Annotated in this window: 16 protein-coding genes; 1 reads left to right on the plus strand and 15 read right to left on the minus strand. The window is 63.9% G+C overall.

The window, feature by feature from the left end; translation table 11 throughout:
- Nucleotides 1-6: 6 nt before the first annotated feature.
- From PSEMO_RS08910 to PSEMO_RS08980, 15 genes are all read right to left on the minus strand, one after another.
- Nucleotides 7-807 carry a helix-turn-helix domain-containing protein gene (locus tag PSEMO_RS08910; RefSeq protein WP_075802745.1) on the minus strand — a complete coding sequence of 267 codons (801 nt, stop codon included), beginning with the start codon at nucleotides 805-807 and terminating at the stop codon, nucleotides 7-9.
- Nucleotides 808-1006: 199 nt separating this feature from the next.
- The gene (locus PSEMO_RS08915) at nucleotides 1007-1903 is read right to left on the minus strand and encodes a LysR substrate-binding domain-containing protein (protein ID WP_075802746.1); all 897 of its coding nucleotides are present in this window, start codon (nucleotides 1901-1903) and stop codon (nucleotides 1007-1009) included.
- Between the two features lie 589 nt (nucleotides 1904-2492).
- On the minus strand, nucleotides 2493-2738 hold the full coding sequence (locus PSEMO_RS08920) for a DUF2274 domain-containing protein (protein ID WP_000108283.1): 246 nt from the start codon (nucleotides 2736-2738) through the stop codon (nucleotides 2493-2495).
- Nucleotides 2735-4015: a TrbI/VirB10 family protein gene (locus PSEMO_RS08925; protein WP_003092274.1), complete on the minus strand. Its 1281-nt coding sequence runs from the start codon at nucleotides 4013-4015 to the stop codon at nucleotides 2735-2737. Before PSEMO_RS08925 ends, PSEMO_RS08920 begins: the two co-directional genes overlap by 4 nt.
- A 2-nt stretch (nucleotides 4016-4017) precedes the next feature.
- Nucleotides 4018-5010 (minus strand): P-type conjugative transfer protein TrbG, encoded by a 993-nt coding sequence (gene trbG / locus PSEMO_RS08930; protein WP_000776560.1) that lies wholly within the window; start codon nucleotides 5008-5010, stop codon nucleotides 4018-4020.
- Nucleotides 5007-5711: a conjugal transfer protein TrbF gene (gene trbF / locus PSEMO_RS08935; protein WP_001211312.1), complete on the minus strand. Its 705-nt coding sequence runs from the start codon at nucleotides 5709-5711 to the stop codon at nucleotides 5007-5009. Before trbF ends, trbG begins: the two co-directional genes overlap by 4 nt.
- Before the next feature lie 18 nt (nucleotides 5712-5729).
- The gene (gene trbL, locus PSEMO_RS08940) at nucleotides 5730-7097 is read right to left on the minus strand and encodes a P-type conjugative transfer protein TrbL (protein ID WP_023093366.1); all 1368 of its coding nucleotides are present in this window, start codon (nucleotides 7095-7097) and stop codon (nucleotides 5730-5732) included.
- On the minus strand, nucleotides 7094-7420 hold the full coding sequence (locus tag PSEMO_RS08945) for a hypothetical protein (RefSeq protein WP_014603538.1): 327 nt from the start codon (nucleotides 7418-7420) through the stop codon (nucleotides 7094-7096). Before PSEMO_RS08945 ends, trbL begins: the two co-directional genes overlap by 4 nt.
- A 12-nt stretch (nucleotides 7421-7432) precedes the next feature.
- Nucleotides 7433-8176, minus strand: coding sequence for a P-type conjugative transfer protein TrbJ (gene trbJ / locus PSEMO_RS08950; protein ID WP_003092277.1), 744 nt, complete (start codon nucleotides 8174-8176; stop codon nucleotides 7433-7435).
- On the minus strand, nucleotides 8173-10623 hold the full coding sequence (gene trbE, locus PSEMO_RS08955; protein WP_000933135.1) for a conjugal transfer protein TrbE: 2451 nt from the start codon (nucleotides 10621-10623) through the stop codon (nucleotides 8173-8175). Before trbE ends, trbJ begins: the two co-directional genes overlap by 4 nt.
- A 12-nt stretch (nucleotides 10624-10635) precedes the next feature.
- On the minus strand, nucleotides 10636-10905 hold the full coding sequence (locus PSEMO_RS08960) for a VirB3 family type IV secretion system protein (RefSeq protein WP_003092280.1): 270 nt from the start codon (nucleotides 10903-10905) through the stop codon (nucleotides 10636-10638).
- On the minus strand, nucleotides 10902-11288 hold the full coding sequence (locus tag PSEMO_RS08965) for a TrbC/VirB2 family protein (protein WP_000150010.1): 387 nt from the start codon (nucleotides 11286-11288) through the stop codon (nucleotides 10902-10904). Before PSEMO_RS08965 ends, PSEMO_RS08960 begins: the two co-directional genes overlap by 4 nt.
- Nucleotides 11285-12355 carry a P-type conjugative transfer ATPase TrbB gene (trbB, locus tag PSEMO_RS08970; protein WP_023093367.1) on the minus strand — a complete coding sequence of 357 codons (1071 nt, stop codon included), beginning with the start codon at nucleotides 12353-12355 and terminating at the stop codon, nucleotides 11285-11287. The genes PSEMO_RS08965 and trbB overlap by 4 nt, the downstream gene beginning before the upstream one ends.
- Nucleotides 12352-12828: a ribbon-helix-helix protein, CopG family gene (locus tag PSEMO_RS08975; protein WP_000085131.1), complete on the minus strand. Its 477-nt coding sequence runs from the start codon at nucleotides 12826-12828 to the stop codon at nucleotides 12352-12354. The genes trbB and PSEMO_RS08975 overlap by 4 nt, the downstream gene beginning before the upstream one ends.
- The gene (locus tag PSEMO_RS08980; RefSeq protein WP_001163195.1) at nucleotides 12825-14822 is read right to left on the minus strand and encodes a conjugal transfer protein TraG; all 1998 of its coding nucleotides are present in this window, start codon (nucleotides 14820-14822) and stop codon (nucleotides 12825-12827) included. The genes PSEMO_RS08975 and PSEMO_RS08980 overlap by 4 nt, the downstream gene beginning before the upstream one ends.
- Before the next feature lie 305 nt (nucleotides 14823-15127).
- Here PSEMO_RS08980 and PSEMO_RS08985 point away from each other — a divergent pair, with 305 nt between their 5' ends.
- Nucleotides 15128-16033 (plus strand): LysR family transcriptional regulator, encoded by a 906-nt coding sequence (locus PSEMO_RS08985; RefSeq protein ID WP_023093368.1) that lies wholly within the window; start codon nucleotides 15128-15130, stop codon nucleotides 16031-16033.
- Nucleotides 16034-16238: the final 205 nt, after the last annotated feature.

Below are 16238 nucleotides of genomic sequence, written 5' to 3' on the forward strand. Positions count from 1 at the left end.
AAAAACCTAGCGCTTGTTCATATAGCCTTCGAGCGGGTCCTGGCCGAGCACGCCCTGGGCGTTGGCCAGGGCATCGATGAACAGGGAAAACAGCTCGGACTGGGTGCCGATATCGAGCTTGGCATAGACGTGCTTGCGATGGGACTTGATGGTGTCTTCCGACACACCGAGGCGTTCGGCCAGGGAACGGGTCGAGTGGCCACGGAGGATCATCTGGGCGATCTTGCACTCGCGCTCGGTCAGCAAGGAGGAACCGAAGTTGCTCAGGGCCGCATGGACGCGCTGCTCCCAGACCTTCTCGACCCGTCCGCCACGGCCCTGGTAACCGTCGAAATGCTTGGCCAGCATGGCCAGGATCCACGGGCTGATGCATTTGAAGCGGGCTTTCACCGACTCGTCCAACTCGTCGGTGAAAGCCAGGGACACGGCCAGGCAGAGGTCGTCGTTCAACTGCAGGATGTAGTTGATCTCGTCCTCGAGGTGGGAATGCCGGTAGAAGGCCAGGTAGTACTCGCTGAGTTTGAAATGGTCCGGGGCGACATCGGCCAGGGCATAACAGCCCGAGGGCGTGTTCTCGATACAGGCCTGGTGGAACGGATCGAGCAGGTAGAAGCCGGAGAGGTAGCGCCGGACATTGCCTTCCGGACGCCAGGGGCCGGGGCCGTCGCCTTCGAACCAGGCCGAGGGCAGGCCTTCGCGGGGGTACAGGTAGACGGTGGTGGCCTTGATCGGGCCGACCATGGCCAGGGCCTCGAACAACGCCGTGGCGAATCCGGACGCGCCAAGGGCACTGGTCACCTTGGCCATCGCCGCGAACCAGGGGGGTGATGAGAGCTGATCGATCTGCACGTGTGTCGTCGTCCGAACTGGGCTTCAGGCATCCGGCCAGGGTAGTAGTTCCGCTGGGGTGGATGGTGACATGGGTGGGGGTGGTGGGGGTATCACCCGTTGGGGTGAGGTTCAGTCGGGCTACGCAGACTCACATCCCGGATCCCCTGGCCTGCGGTCAACGTTGGGTACTCTCGGCGACTTTCACCCTCAACCAGTGAATGAACGCACGAACGACCGGACGCTCAAGCCTGTCCGGCTCGGCCACGATGTAATAGCTGCGGTTGGCCGGAATTTCGATTTCGAACGGGCGGACCAGCGTTCCTTGATCCAGCGCGTCCCCGCATAACAGAACATCCCCCATCGCAACGCCTTGTGCCGCGATGCAGGCCGAAATCGCAGACGTTGCATCAGCGAAGATGACCCCGGCATCCGCCTGGACCTCCCCTGCACCAGCCACTGTAAGCCAGCGCCGCCAATCGACGGAGTCCTTCATGTGAAGCAACGGGAACGACGCCAGATCCGCAGCCTCCTTGAGTCGCCCCATGCTATTGAACAAGCGCGGACTGCAAACAGGAAAGTCCCGCAGCGCAATCAACAGCTCACTGACCTGTCCAGGCCAGTCGCCAGTACCATAAGCGATGAAGAGATCGGCATCGCTTGCACTGGTATCGTCCATGGCTCTTGGCGAAAGAATCTGCAACTGGACCTTGGGGTTCTGCCTGGCGAACTCGCCGATGTAGCGACAGAGCCAGAAATTGGAAAACCCCGGCGTACAACTAACGCAGAGGCGCCCCGCAACAACGTCGTCATTTCGGTTTTTTCCCGCGAGCAGCAATTCAGCGAGGATCTCGCGGATGTCGAGGGCGTACTGCTCGCCCCTGGGTGTCAATTTTATTCCCCGCCCTGAGCGCTCGGTCAGCTCGAAATCGAGCCTCTCTTCAAGCAGCGTGATGCTTCGGCTGACGGCTCCGCGGGTCAGGCTCAGGGCCTGCGCGGCTTCAGCCACCGAACCCAGCCGAGCTACGGCATCCAAGGCCCGCAGCGCGGTGATGGACGGATAATGGACACTCATTTCAGGCTCCCGGAAGCAATGCTGCCGCCTCTTCCCATCGACAATTGTTGATAAAAACTGACCTGGAACACCCAGTTTTTTTCGATTGTAGTGTTAAAAAAATCAACAATACTAGGCCTTGTCCCCCGCCGCGAGTCAATCAACCGCACAAGCGATAACAACAACAAATCAAGACTTCCCTGCCCTTCCAATGTCGATCGCCCAGTGCGGGCGGATGGGCACCGTTTCCCTGATTTTCAAGAATAAATAACGAGAAACATTCATGAGCGCTACATCTGCGTCCAATGGCGCACTCAAAAAAGTGCCGGTGTCAATTCTTTCGCGCAAATCAAGAAGGACTTGAAACCGTATATGGGACAGTAGGTTAGCTCCTTTCGGGGCCGCTTAGAAGAAGAGCGGCGTTGTCGGCTAGGAGCGACATAGGAGCGTTGGGAGAGAAAGCCGCATCGCACTGTGTAGTGCTGGATTGCCGAGGAACGGCGGGCCTGTCGCATCATCATAGCCCAACAGGCTCGGCGGCATCCAGAATGAAGAACGCGCAGCCTGGGCTGCGCGTTCGATGGATGCCGTTGAATAGCATGCGGTGCAATCATGGCGGCTTCGGTGGTGTGCTGCGGGTCGCCGTGCCCTTCCTGAATCCTCGATCCCCCGCCATGAACGCTTCCAGCATATGCGGGATCAGCGTCGCCGCATCAACGGCCTCGCCATACGCCTGCGCGTGTAGCGCGGCGTAGCGGTCGAGGTCGACTTTCAAGCTGGTCGGGCAAACGAAAGTCAGCTTGGTGCTCTCGGTCTTCGGCAGCGGGCCGAGCCGCAGCTTCTTGGTCGTGCTCATCGTGAAGTCCCCCGGTTGAAGAACAGCGGCTGGTACGGCCGCAGCACCAGATCCCGGTTGACGATGATGCGAACCGGCAGGCCCGGCCGTTGCGTTAAGGTCGGCTGGATGTTGAGGTTGCGCCGGGTCATCTCCTGGCCGACCTGATTGATGCTGTCCTGCGCGCTGTCGCGCCCAGCGATGATGACGCGATCACCATCCTGCCGGTTCTCCGGCGCGGCCAGCTCGGCACCGACGCCCAGCAGCGTGGTGAGTGCCGCACCGGCAAAGATGCGGCCCCAGTGGTAGTCCACATCGTCCTCCAGCCCGGCATAGCCGGCTGGGTCGGTGCCGGCCAGGTTGTCGAGCGTGAGCGAAGACGTGTCCGGCAGGATGATCCGGTTCCAGACGACTTGAACGCGGCTCTGCCCGTAGCTGACCTGGCTGTTGTATTTGCCCAGGATGCGCGAACCCTGCGGAATCAGCAGGAAGCGCCCGGTGGCTGTGTCATAGACCGGCTCCGTCACCGTGGCGATCACGTCGCCGGGCAAGTCCGACTTGATGCCCGTCACCAAGGCACCTGCGACCACTGTTCCGGCCATAACCTGATACGGCGAAATTGGCAGAGTCAGATTGCCGGAATTACGGGTTTCAGTGGGGCCAGCTTTCATGAAAGCCTCTTTCTGGTCTTGCCGGTTTTGCACCGCTGTCGGGTCAGCAGGTTGGGCCGCCGTGGAGGCCGGCCCGGCCGCCAGCGGGTCAAACGCCGCATTGGCGGCGAAGCCCGGCGCAGCGGCCACCTGTGTCTGCGCTACCGGCGCCGCATTCTGCCCACCCGAGCGGAAGAACACGGACGAGGCCGCGGCCGCCTCGGCTTCTTTTCGCAGGGCATCGTTCGGGTCGTGACCGGGGGCCGCGTAGGCAGCCGTCGCCGGTTGCTGCGACTTCACGATAGCCGGGCCAAGATCGCCCGGCAGCGGTGGCCCTAGTTCGGGAACGGCAGGCAGCAACGCCGGCGGCAGCTTGGAATAGTCCGTCGGCAGCGCATCCAGTCCTTCCGACTTTGACACGCGATCGACGTTGTAAAGCTCGGTCTGCTCGCCTGTGCTGCGTCGATGAGGTTGCAGCGACCACATCAGCGCGCCGAGCACGGCGACCGCTAGGACGCCGGCAAGGATGGCCAGCGAGCGCCGGTTCAGGCGTGTGACTGGACGCGGCTGGGCGCGCAGCGCCACTGCCTCCGGCGCCACCTTGTCCGCCTGCGGCGCGGCAAGGTCGGGAGTGTCATCCTGGCTCATGGTCAGTTCCTCCGTGCAACACCATCGGTGCGCTCGATCCGCACCACGTCGCCGCCATCGCCGCCCAGCCGCAGTTCGGCCGCGCCGAACAGGCGATCCACGACGTAGTACGGCGAGCGAAAACGGTAGTTCACCAGTTGCCCGTCGCCCTGCGCGCCGATGACAAACAGCGGCGGCAGCTCGCCCTGGGCGATGCCCGGCGGGAACTGGATATAGACCTTCTCTCCATCATCGAAGGCGCGCAGAGGCTTCCACGGCGGGTTGCTGCCCGATACCGCGTAGCGGAAGCGGATCTTGTCCAGCGACAGGCCCGTATCGACAGGCGTTGTTGCCTGCGCTGCCTGCGCCTGGCGCTGCAACGCGAGCATTCGGTCTTTCGGATAGTCCCAGGACACCGACGCCATCCATGCCCTCTCGGTCGAGGTCAGCTCCAGCAGGTAGGTGCGCCGACTGGTGGTGATGACGAGATTGGTTTTCAGACCGGAGCGGATAGGCTTGACCAGCACATTGACGCGCAGATCGGCCCCGCCGCCGCTGGACGTGTCGCCCACGATCCAGCGCACGGTATCGCCGGCGGCGACCGTTACCAGTTCCTCGCCCGGTTGAAGCGAAACCACCGTCACGCGCCCCGGCGACGCATAGACCTGATAAAGCGCGCCATCGGTGAACGGCCACACCTGAATCGCGTTGACGTAGCCCTCACGGGTAGGCGCGATACGCGCTTCTGCATTGGCACGGGAAACGCGCACCTTTTCGTCGGCCGGCTCCGGCGCAACGGGGGCCTCATCGAGTTCCGGCAGGGGCTTCAACTGCGCCGGCAGCGCCAGCGGTTCAGGGACGGCGACGACTTCGACGGGCTTGGGCGGTTCGGGCAACGGCTGGGCCAGCACCGTCTCGTCGAGCGAGATGGATGGCGGCGGCTTCCCCTGCGAGGCGCAGCCCGCGAGGGCCAGCAGCGTCAAAGGAACAACGTAAAGGCGGAAACGAAGTTTCATGGTTTGGCTCCTTCGGAAGAATCCAGTTCGCGGCTCCATGACAGGCCGTTGACGTAGATACCCAATGGGTTCTTGAGCAGGCGCTGTTCAGTACGCGGGGTTTGCAGGACGGTCGAAAGCACGGCGTTCCAGCGTTCGGTGCCGGCGGGCGCACCGTTGACATAGCGCTGCTCTGTCCAGCGCACGTTGAAAGACGTGTCGCTCGCGCGAACCACGCTGGTGATTTGCACCGTTACCGATTCCTTGCCGATGCGGGCGAATGGGTCATTGGTGCGGGCGTAGTCGTTGAGCACCGCCGCGCCCTTGTCGGTGGTGTAGTCGTAGGCATCGAGCCAGTTCTGCCGCACCACGATGGGGTCGATGGACAGCGAGCGAACCAGCGTCACGAAGCGCGCCAGGTGGTGCGCGATCTGCGCGTCGCCGGGCCGGTACGGCGTGGCGGCCTCTCCCACGGCGCGCACCTGCCCGGCTTGATCGACCTCGATGACATAGGGCGTCACGATGGACTGCGCCGAGCGCCACACCAGGCCGCCGGCCATCAACAGCGCGAGCACTAGGCAGCCGAAGGCCATCAGGCGCCAATTCTTCGCCTGCACGCGGGCGGAGCCGATACGGTCGTCCCACACCTGGGCGGCGGCTTGATACGGGGTGGCAGGCTGCGGCGTATCGGCGTAGCGCACCTGCGGTCGTTTGAATCGCATGGGTGTTCTCCTTGAAGGTTAGGTATCGGAATCCCGCAGGCTCGGGCCTTGCCCGGAGCCGCCGCCGTCGCCGCCGCGCAGCGTGTGGGCGGCAGTGGTCGCGGCATGGGTAGCCTGCTGGCGGCGGTGCATCCGCTTGGCCCAGGCCGGTTGCTGTTGCTTCTGCGAGCCTGCGGTGCCGTCTGCGGTCTGGCCGGGGCCAGCACCGTCGCTGCCGGCTTCTGTGCCGTTCCAGCCAGCGCGGAAGGAGTCGGCCACCTTCTGCCCAACAGCGGAAGCACCAGAGGTGACGCTGCGGCCTGCGGCTTGTGCGCCAGTCTTGGCGACATTGCCGAGGCCAGCCGCCGCGCCCTTGGCACCGCCGCCGGCCGCAGCGGAACCGGCCTGGAACGCCGATCGGGCACTGCCGGCCGCCGAAGTCGCGGCACGCGCACCGGCACCGGCCAGCTTTGCGGCCGCCGGGGCCATTCGTGCCCCGGCCATGACGGCGCCGCCCACGCCCGTTACGGCGGCGCCGATGGCAACGCCGGTGCCGACAGCCCCGACCGCAGCACCAGCCATCGCGCCCGCACCAAGCTGTGGCGCACCGGACACCAGGCCGGTGGCGATACCGGGGCCGAAAATGCCCAGCGCCAGCAGCGCGAGCGAGGCCAGCATCACGACCAGCGCGTGGTCGATGGATGGTTCGTCGGGATGCACCTGGAACTCGGCGAACAGGCCTGAACCGATGCCGACGATGACGGCCAGCACCAAGACCTTGATGCCTGACGACACCACGTTGCCTAGCACCTTTTCCGCGAGGAACGAGGTCTTGTTCCAGAGTGCAAACGGGATCAAGACGAAGCCGGCGAGCGTAGTCAGTTTGAACTCGATCAGCGTGATGAAAAGCTGTACGGCCAGCACGAAGAAGCAGAGGATCACCACCAGCCAGGCGATGAACAGAACCACGATAGGGTCGATGTTCACGAACACCTCGGGGAACCCAGCCATGTCCCCGATCTGTTCCAGAATCGGCGCGGCTGCGTCGATGCCGGTCTTCGCCAGCCGGCCCGGCTGAAGGAAGTTCTCCATCGTGATGGCCGAGCCGGTAGCGGTAATTCCCAAGCCGGCGAACGAGCGGAACACGATGCTCGCCAGCCAGTTGAAGTTGCCGATGATGTAGGCGAACGCGCCGACACAGAGCACCTTGCGCAGCAGCTTGGCGATCACGTCGTCGCCCTGGCCGGTGGCGTGGCTCATGGCCCAATACAGGCCAGCGATCGTCATGTCGATGACGATGAGCGTGGCGGTGAGAAATGCCACTTCGCCCTGCAATAAGCCGAAGCCCGAGTCGATGTAGCGCGAGAACGTATCGAGGAAACGGTCGATGATGGTCACGTCGTTCATGGCGAATCCTCGGGCGGAGTGAGCGGAACGGCGCCCTCTGGCAATTCATCTGCGGGCGTATCGAAGCTCGGCGGAATCGGCGGGAGTTCAGCCAGCGAGTTGTATTCATCCGGCCCGGTATGGCCGGCGAAGAAGCGCCGCCGGAAGGCTTCAGCGGCGGCGCGGCAGGCATCCTCGCCCACGGCCTGCCGGTCGGCCGCGCATTGCCCGCGCAACGCCTTGAGCCGCACCGGATCTGCGGCCAGGGCGTCGGCCAGGTTCTCGGCCGGCTGCTGGCCGCACGCGGTCAGCAGCACGGCCATCAGGACGGAAGCGCATCGCATGGCCGCCTCCGGTCAGTTGTTATAGAAGTTGACGGACTGCGGCGTGTACGGCGTGCCGGTGCCCAGAAAGCGCCGCCGCACTTCGCGGGCGCGCTCCATAGCCGCCGCTTGCCGCGCCAGTTCCAGTGAAGCGGCCCGGTCTTGCGTGATCTGGAGCTGCTGCGCCTGGATCGACTGCTTGGCCTGCAAAGCCAGGAGCTGGTTCGTCGCCTGCATCGCTTGCAGCGCGCCGGTGGCCGACTGGCTCTGGCTCACGAGATCGGCCAGCGCGCTTTCGTCTTGGGCGAGGTTCTGCGACACCTGCGCCTGCATCCGCATCGCGGTGTGCAAGCCGTTCAAGGTGTTCTGCCAGCGTTCGCGGGCGTCCTGTGCCATGCGGTCGCCGCTGATGGTGGCGGCGTACTGTTCCGGGTACAGGCGGGCGAACGTGGCATCCATGCTCTGCACGTCGTAGGCCAAGCCGCGCGCCTCGGCGATCAGGCGCTCGGTGGTGGCGAGCGTCGAGCGCAGGCGGTTGACGATGTTGAAGTCGAGATTTGCCAGGTTCCTGGCCTGGTTCATCAACATCTGCGCCTCGTTCTGAAGCTGGTTGATCTGGTTGTTGATCTGTTCCAGCGTGCGCACGGCGGTCAGCGTGTTCTGCACGAAGTTGGACGGGTCGAACACCGTCAGCGCGGATGCGGGCTGCACGGCCAGCAGCGATACCGACAGCACGGCAGCGAGTGAGACAGAGAGCAAACGGGGCTTGGTCTTCATGGTGAAACCTCCAGCGGTTGAGAAGCGAGAAAGGAAGCTGCCGCCGGAGCGGACGGCAGCAGGTCGGCGGCCCAGCCGAGGCCGCGATGGCGCAGCCACGCGCCGGCGAAGCCGGGAGCGCCGGCCTGCGTCAGCACGCGGTCAATATCGCGTTGGTCTTGAGGGGTGGATGCGCCCGCGAATGCGAGCGCGACAGGCCCCAGGTCGAGGTCGAACAGGCGATTGCCGAGGCGCGACTGGTAGTAGTAATCGCGCTTGGGCTGTGCGGTCGCCACGATCTCAATCTGGCGGCTGTTCAAGCCGAAGCCTTCGTAGATCGTGCGAATCTGCGGCTCGGTGGCCTGCGGGTTAGGTAAGAAGATCCTGCTCGCGCAGCTTTCGATGATGGCTGGCGCGATGGTCGAGTCCTTGATGTCGGCCAGCGACTGCGTGGCAAAGATGACGCTGACGTTCTTTTTTCTGAGCGTCTTGAGCCATTGCCGGATGCGGGCCGCGAAGGACGGCTCATCGAGGAACAGCCACGCTTCATCGAGGATCAGCAGCGTGGGCGCGCCGTCAAAACGTTCGTCGAAGCGGGCGAACAGGTAGCGCAGCACTGCTTGCACGGCGGCGGGGCTGTGCATCAGTTCTTCCATCTCAAAGCCCTGCACGTCGGCCATGCCCAGCCGGTCGTGGTCAGCGTCCAGCAGCTTGCCGTGGGCGCCGCCCAACACATAGGGCGCGAGCGCTTGGCGCAGCGCGTTGGACTGCAATAACACCGACAAGCCGGTCATGGTGCGCTGCTCCACTGGCGCACCGGCAAGGCTTCGCAGCGCCGACCAAATGGCAGCCTTCTCGTCCGGGCCGACCGTCACGCCTTCGTGCAGCAGCCGGCCCTCCACCCATTCGGCGGCCCAGGTGCGGTAGCCCTCGTGGGCTATTCGCGCGAGTGGCTGGAAGGCGATGCCGCCATCGGCACCGAGGTCGTAGTGCTCACCGCCAAGGCCGAGGATGGTGGCGCGCATCGAGCGCCCCATGTCGAAGGCGAAGATCCGCGAGCCGAAGTAGCGCCGGAACTGCATGGCCAATATGGCGAGCAGCACCGACTTGCCCATGCCGGTCGGCCCGGCGACAAGGGTGTGCCCCACGTCGCCGATGTGCGTCACCAGCCGGAACGGCGTCGCGCCATCGGTGCGGGTGACGATCAGCGGCGGGCCATCGAGGTGTTCGTTCTTCTCCGGCCCAGCCCATACCGCTGACATCGGCATCATGTGCGCCAGGTTCAGCGTCGAAACGATGGGCTGACGCACGTTCGCGTATGCGTTGCCGGGGACGGACGACAGCCAGGCATCGACTGCGTTGAGGGTTTCGGGGATGGTCACGAAACCCCGGCCCTGGATGACGCGCTCCACCATGCGCAGCTTCTCGTCGGCCACGGCCGGGTCGGCGTCGAGCACCGTCACCGTGGCGGTGAGGTAGCCGAAGGCGACTTGATCGCTGCCCAGCTCCTGCAAGGCGGCATCGGCGTCGGCGGCCTTGTTGCTGGCATCGGTATCGACCAGCGGGCTTTCCTGCTGAAAGATCGTTTCGCGCAGCAGCGCGATGACGTTCTTGCGCTTGGCGAACCATTGGCGCCGCAAGCGCCCCAATTCCCGTTCCGCCTCGGCTTTGTCCAGGCACAGGAAGCGCGTACTCCAGCGATACGCAAAGCCCAGGCGGTTGAGGTCGTCCAAGATCCCCGGCCAGGTCGAGGTCGGGAAGCCTCGTACCGACACCACGCGCAGGTGCTGATCGCCCAGCATGGGCGCCAGGCCGCCGACCAGCGCGGCATCGGCCAGCAGTGCGTCGATATGGAACGGCACGTCGGGCACGCCGACGCGATAGCGCCGCGTGGAGACTGTGGCATGCAGGTAGGTCAGCGTCTGGCTATCGTCCAGCCAGGCAATCTCCGGCATCACACCATCGAGCAGGTCGAACACGCGATCGGTCTCTGCCACGAAGGAATCAAGCCGACCACGCCAGTCCACACCCTCAGTGGGCCGGTTCTCGTACAGCATCCCAGCCGCACGGGCGCGAGACTCTTGCGGCGGTAGGTGTTGCAACGTGAAGTGATAGACGCTCTCGAAATGGCCATCCGACTCCTCGAACGCCGCGCGTCGCTCCTCATCCACCAGCCAGGACAGTGGTTCGGGAAAGGAGGATTGCGGATAGCTCGATGCCCGCATCCGCTCGGCCTCGATATAGAAGGCCCAGCCAGACCCGGTACGGCGAAGCGCGTTGTTCTGCCGCGCCGACGTGGCAATCAGCTCGCCCTGTGTCGCACTGTCCAAGTCGGGGCCGCGAAACTGGAACGTGCGTTGAAACGAACCATCTTTGTTCAGCACAACGCCCGGCGCGACCAGCCCGGCCCAGGGCAGCCAGTCGGCAAGCAAGGCCGGGCGCTGACGATATTCGGCAAGGTTCAGCATGGCGTCCTCCCCTCACACGTCCAGAAGCGGGCGGTGTTTGATATGCCGCGCGAAGACCTGCATGAACTGCGGATCGACGCGCGCACCCCATACGGCCAGCGAGTGGCCGACGATCCAGAGCACCACGCCGGGAATCCACAGTTGCAGGCCCAGCCCGACGGCGGCGGCTAGCGTGCCGTTGGCAATCGCCACGGTGCGCGGCGCACCGCCCAGCAGGATCGGCTCGGTCAGCGAGCGATGCAGCGGCACTTCAAAGCCCGGAAGATCGGTGGCCTTACTCATACGACGGCCCCTCCGGAGAAGCTGAAGAACGACAGGAAGAACGAGGACGCGGCGAACGCGATGGACAGGCCGAACACGATCTGGATCAGCTTGCGAAAGCCGCCGCTGGTATCACCGAACGCCAGCGCAAGCCCCGTCGAGATGATGATGATCACCGCCACGATCCGGGCGACTGGCCCTTGGATGGATTCGAGGATGGAGGTCAGCGGCCCTTCCCACGGCATCGAGGAACCGGCGGCCTGCGCCGTGCCCGCCAGCAACAGCATCAGCGCGGCCAGCAGCAGCCCTTGCCCTGCGGGACGGGCCAGGTGGCGCAGCCGCGCCATGCTGGACAGGCGAGAAATAGGATTTACGGAAAGACGGAAAGCATCAACGTGCGTCATGGCAGTTCTCCAGGTTGGTCAGGGGTCGAGGAAGGCGCAGCGGCAGCGGCTGCAAGAGGAACCGGCGGCAGCTCGGGAAACGGCGTTTCCAGCGCATCTGTCAGGCGATAGCCCGCACCGTCGAAGCCGACGACACGGGAGATGGTTTCGACGTGACGTTTGCGGCCACGGCCTGCGATGTGAATCACCACGTTGACCGCCTCGGCGATCAGGGCGCGGGGCGGATTCACTGCCACTTCGAGGATCAGTTGCTCCAGACGCAGCAGTGCGCCCAAGGCGGAGCCGGCATGGATGGTGGCAATGCCGCCGGGGTGGCCGGTGCCCCAGACCTTCACCAAGTCCAGGGCTTCGCCGCCACGCACTTCGCCGACGATCACGCGGTCAGGCCGCAGGCGCATCGTGGCCCGCACCAGCTCGGTCATTGTGACGACGCCGGCGCGGGTGCGCAGCGGCACATGGTCGCGGGCCGCGCATTGCAGCTCGATGGTGTCTTCGAGCACCAGCACGCGGTCGCCTGTGGCGGCGATCTCGGCCAGCAGCGCGTTCGCCAGCGTGGTCTTGCCGGTGCTGGTGCCGCCGGCGATCAGGATGTTCTGCCGCTCGCGCACGGCGCGGCGCAGGAACTCGGCCTGCCCGGCGGTCAGGATGCCGTCGGCCACGTAGCGATCCAGGCCGATGATGCTCACGGCCCGCTTGCGTAGCGCGAAGGCTGGCCCCGGGGCGGCCGGAGGCAGGATGCCCTCGAAACGCTCGCCGGTTTCCGGCAACTCGGCGGTCAAGAGCGGCTGGCCGCGATGCACCTCCGCGCCGACATGCGCGGCGACCAGGCGGATGATGCGTTCACCATCGGCCTCGGGCATCTCCACGCCCAGCGGCGAGCGACCCGACGACAGCCGATCCACCCACAGGGTGCGATCGGGGTTGAGCATGATTTCCACAACATCCGGATCTTCGAGCGCAGCGGCGATCAGCGGCCCCATCGCCGTGCGCAGCATCTGGATGCGGCGATCCTGGGACGCCGCGGCGGATGAGCGAGATTCAGGCGGAATCTGCGGAACGGCACTCATGACGCACGCTCTGCAGCTCGCTCATCGGCGGACGCCATCGCTGCTGCGTCATCCATCCGCATCGGATCGGGGTGCAGTTCCTCCACCACGTCGCGCACCAGACTGCGGCCACGCAGCAGGTGGCGACCCAACTGCTCGACGAACTGCTCGAAGCGCGCTTTGCCCTGGGCGCGGGCCGCGTCCTTGTGGGCTTCTGGCACCGGCGTGCTGATGGTCAAGAAATAGCGGATGAACAGCGCCAGCGTTTCGATCTGGATGTTCTGGTCGCGCTCCATGCGTTCGGTCTGCCGCGACAGTCGATCCAGCCGCTTGGCAATGGCGGCCTCACGCTGGTCGCCCGCATCGGGTGACAGCCAGGACGCCAAGGCCGCTGCGACGATGGAGGACTTGGACACGCCTTTCTTGGCGGCAAGTTCATCCAGGCGCTTGGCGTGCTCGGGCTGGATGAAAAGATTGAGGCGGTATTGGCTCATAGGTCGATTCCGTCGTTGGGGTCGAGAGAAGCCAGCCGGGCCGTGCGCTGCATGGCCGGGTCGAGCTGGCCGGGAAGCGGGAGCGCCAGGTCGTCGTCATCGAGCAGCTCCAGGTCGTTCGCACACGCGTCCAACTCGGGCTCGTAGGCGACGGTTTCGGAGAGTTCGAGCTGGCGGCGCGGGCCGCCGTCATCGGTGCCGCCCGGACCATCGGCGGATACCGAGGTCGGCGCCGTAGGTACGGCCGGGATCGCCAAGCCGCTCCAGTCGTCGGGGCGGGCTGGCGGCGCGTCGGCGTACCTCCCGACTGCGAGCACGGGCGGTGGCAGGACGCGATCCTTGAAATTGGCGTCGACGTAGTAACGCAGCTTCTTCGCGCGGATCGGGGCAACGCTGGACACCATGACTACGGCGTCCTCAGGTGGAAGCTGCATCACCTCGCCGGGCGTCAGCAGCGGACGTGCAGTTTCCTGACGCGACACCATCAGGTGCCCCAGCCACGGAGCGAGGCGGTGGCCCGCGTAGTTGCGCTGCGCGCGAAGCTCGGTGGCGGTGCCGAGGGTTTCGGAAATCCTTTTCGCCGTCCTTTCGTCGTTGGTGGCGAAAGTCACCCGGACATGGCAGTTGTCGAGGATGGAATGGTTCTGCCCATACGCCTTGTCGATCTGGTTCAGGCTTTGAGCGATGAGAAAGCTGCGGATGCCGTAGCCGGCCATGAAGGCAAGCGCGGACTCGAAAAAATCGAGGCGACCCAGCGCCGGAAACTCGTCCAGCATCAGCAGCAGCTTGTGCCGGCGCGCGATGCCATCGCTGCCGTCGAGCGATTCGGTCAGCCGCCGCCCGATCTGGTTCAAGATGAGCCGGATCAGCGGCTTGGTGCGGCTTATGTCGGAGGGCGGCACCACCAGATAGAGCGATACCGGGTGCTCGGCGGAAATCAGGTCGGCGATGCGCCAATCGCAGCGCGATGTGACTTCGGCCACGGTCGGGTCGCGGTACAGGCCGAGAAACGACATGGCGGTGGAGAGCACGCCCGATCGCTCGTTGTCCGACTTGTTGAGCACTTCGCGGGCAGCGGATGCGACAACCGGGTGAGGCGCATCGCCCAGGTGCTTCGTCGTCATCATCCGGTGCAGCGTCAGCTCGAACGGACACGCCGGGTCGCTGAGGAAGTTGGCGACGCCGCGCAGCGTCTTGTCCTCGCCTGCGTACAGAACATGCAAGATTGCACCGACCAGTAGCGCGTGGCTGGTCTTCTCCCAATGATTGCGCTTCTCTAACGCACCTTCAGGGTCAACCAGAATGTCGGCGATGTTCTGCACGTCGCGCACTTCATGTGCGCCGCGCCGGACTTCAAGCAGCGGGTTGTAGGCGGCCGACTGCCTATCGGTGGGGTTGAAAAGCAGGCAGTGCGAAAAGCGCGAACGCCAGCCCGCCGTGATCTTCCAGTTCTCTCCCTTAATGTCGTGAATGACGGCGGACGCCGGCCACGAAAGCAACGTAGGCACCACCAAGCCCACGCCCTTGCCCGAGCGCGTGGGTGCGAAGCTCAGGACATGTTCCGGCCCCTCATGTCGGAGGTATTGGTCGTCGTGTTGGCCGAGGAAGACGCCCGCCGGGAGGGTCAGTCCAGCTTTGCGGATGTCGACGGCATCGGCCCAGCGTGCCGAACCATAAGTCGTAACCAGCCGCGACTGCCGAGAACGCCATACCGACATGGCGATGGCGACGAGTAAAGCGAACAAACCGCTACCACCCGCAATCGCACCGCCTGTGTCGAAGACGTGCGGCGCGTAGGCATCAAAGAAGAACCACCATTCGAACAAGCGCCACGGGTGATAAACCGGTACACCTAGAAGATCGAACCAGGGCGATCCGAGGCGTACTTGATAGCCAAGGGTCGCTGCTGTCCATTGTGTGGCGCCCCAGACGCCGGCGATCACGATGCCGATTACCACAGCGATCTGGCCGAACAGAACGTTCGTCCCTTGCATGACCTGTCCTCCGATTTCTCCTGCGCTGGTGTCTCATTGAAAGCGTTGCACAGGGGGTGTCGCAGGCGTCAGGATCGGTTCTGGGCTAGTGCCGGTCAAAGACCGTTCGCAGCACAATGGTCGAGGGAAAAGAAAGAATGAGCGCGGTGGCGAGTCAAAGAAAAGCGCCGCAAGCGAAAGCGCACTGCGGCGCATACAGAGTTCCAAGCAAGTTACCCAAAAAAAGCCGTCAATGGGCCTTGCTTCCACTCATAGGCAATATTTAGATATCATGAAAAACGATGATATTTAAGATTGGAATAAAAATGAAAAATATCAAGAGTATGGATCTCAACTTGCTCAAGGCGCTGGACGCATTGTTAGACGAACGCAATGTGACACGGGCGGCGGCCCGTCTGGGACTAACCCAGCCGGCCTTGAGTGGCATGCTGACGCGGTTGCGCGAGAGCTTCGGTGACCCGCTTTTCGCGCGCTCGCAGCGGGGTATCGTTCCAACGCAGCGGGCGCTGGATCTAGGGATGCCTGTCAAGCAGGTGCTCGCCGAAATCGACGCGCTGCTCCAGCCACCTTCCTTCAATCCGGCCACCGCACAACTGACCTTCTCCATCGCCGCGACGGACTATGCGCTGCGTGCCGTTGCTGTCCCATTTCTATCGGCACTTAAACGGCACGCACCGCGTGTACGAGTCTCATTAGTGCCAGTCGAGAGCGGGCAGCTACAGAACCAGCTTGAGCGCGGTCAGATCGATTTAGCCCTCCTGACGCCAGAGATCACTCCGCCAAATCTGCATGCCCGAGAGCTGTTCAAGGAACACTATGTGTGTGTCCTGCGGGAAGACCATCCTGCGGCTATGGGGCGCAAGCTGACCGTTAAACAGTTCTGTGCTCTCGACCATGCGCTTGTTTCCTACGATGGTGGAGGTTTCCGCGGCGTCACCGACGATGCGCTAGAACAGTTGGGCAAACGACGCAGCGTCACACTGTCGGTCAAGAGCTTTCTGATCTTGCCAGACATCCTGCGTGCCAGTGACATGGTTGCGATCTTGCCGAGCCGCTTGGTCGCCGGTATGGACAAGCTGGCTATCTCCCTGCCGCCGGTGAAGATACCGGGGTTCACCAAGACGGCTGCTTGGCACGAACGCACCCATCACGATCCAGCACATCGCTGGATACGAGCACTGCTGTTCACTTCCTGTGCTAACAACAAGTAGGCAAGATCGCTCCTATCGTCATGCTCAGCACAACTCTACCTCGCACTACAAATAAGCAATCAGTCGGCTCAATTGGAGACGCGCCCTTTCGTAGCGCCGCTGCGAGATAGCCTAGTCGGTGGATGGCAGAACCTAGGCCTTGATATCATATTTTATGATATCAAAAATAGAAACTTAGGATTTCACTTATTGCAGATGGAGGCTC

It is taken from the genome of Pseudomonas putida (assembly GCF_001941965.1).
Classification (GTDB): domain Bacteria; phylum Pseudomonadota; class Gammaproteobacteria; order Pseudomonadales; family Pseudomonadaceae; genus Aquipseudomonas; species Aquipseudomonas putida_L.

Excerpts from the sequence above, each read along its gene's own strand:
- PSEMO_RS08910 (WP_075802745.1), bottom strand. The coding sequence starts at position 807 with ATGGCCAAGGTGACCAGTGCCCTTGGCGCGTCCGGATTCGCCACGGCG.
- PSEMO_RS08915 (WP_075802746.1), bottom strand. The coding sequence starts at position 1,903 with ATGAGTGTCCATTATCCGTCCATCACCGCGCTGCGGGCCTTGGATGCC.
- PSEMO_RS08920 (WP_000108283.1), bottom strand. The coding sequence starts at position 2,738 with ATGAGCACGACCAAGAAGCTGCGGCTCGGCCCGCTGCCGAAGACCGAG.
- PSEMO_RS08925 (WP_003092274.1), bottom strand. The coding sequence starts at position 4,015 with ATGAGCCAGGATGACACTCCCGACCTTGCCGCGCCGCAGGCGGACAAG.
- trbG (WP_000776560.1), bottom strand. The coding sequence starts at position 5,010 with ATGAAACTTCGTTTCCGCCTTTACGTTGTTCCTTTGACGCTGCTGGCC.
- trbF (WP_001211312.1), bottom strand. The coding sequence starts at position 5,711 with ATGCGATTCAAACGACCGCAGGTGCGCTACGCCGATACGCCGCAGCCT.
- trbL (WP_023093366.1), bottom strand. The coding sequence starts at position 7,097 with ATGAACGACGTGACCATCATCGACCGTTTCCTCGATACGTTCTCGCGC.
- PSEMO_RS08945 (WP_014603538.1), bottom strand. The coding sequence starts at position 7,420 with ATGCGATGCGCTTCCGTCCTGATGGCCGTGCTGCTGACCGCGTGCGGC.
- trbJ (WP_003092277.1), bottom strand. The coding sequence starts at position 8,176 with ATGAAGACCAAGCCCCGTTTGCTCTCTGTCTCACTCGCTGCCGTGCTG.
- trbE (WP_000933135.1), bottom strand. The coding sequence starts at position 10,623 with ATGCTGAACCTTGCCGAATATCGTCAGCGCCCGGCCTTGCTTGCCGAC.
- PSEMO_RS08960 (WP_003092280.1), bottom strand. The coding sequence starts at position 10,905 with ATGAGTAAGGCCACCGATCTTCCGGGCTTTGAAGTGCCGCTGCATCGC.
- PSEMO_RS08965 (WP_000150010.1), bottom strand. The coding sequence starts at position 11,288 with ATGACGCACGTTGATGCTTTCCGTCTTTCCGTAAATCCTATTTCTCGC.
- trbB (WP_023093367.1), bottom strand. The coding sequence starts at position 12,355 with ATGAGTGCCGTTCCGCAGATTCCGCCTGAATCTCGCTCATCCGCCGCG.
- PSEMO_RS08975 (WP_000085131.1), bottom strand. The coding sequence starts at position 12,828 with ATGAGCCAATACCGCCTCAATCTTTTCATCCAGCCCGAGCACGCCAAG.
- PSEMO_RS08980 (WP_001163195.1), bottom strand. The coding sequence starts at position 14,822 with ATGCAAGGGACGAACGTTCTGTTCGGCCAGATCGCTGTGGTAATCGGC.
- PSEMO_RS08985 (WP_023093368.1), top strand. The coding sequence starts at position 15,128 with ATGAAAAATATCAAGAGTATGGATCTCAACTTGCTCAAGGCGCTGGAC.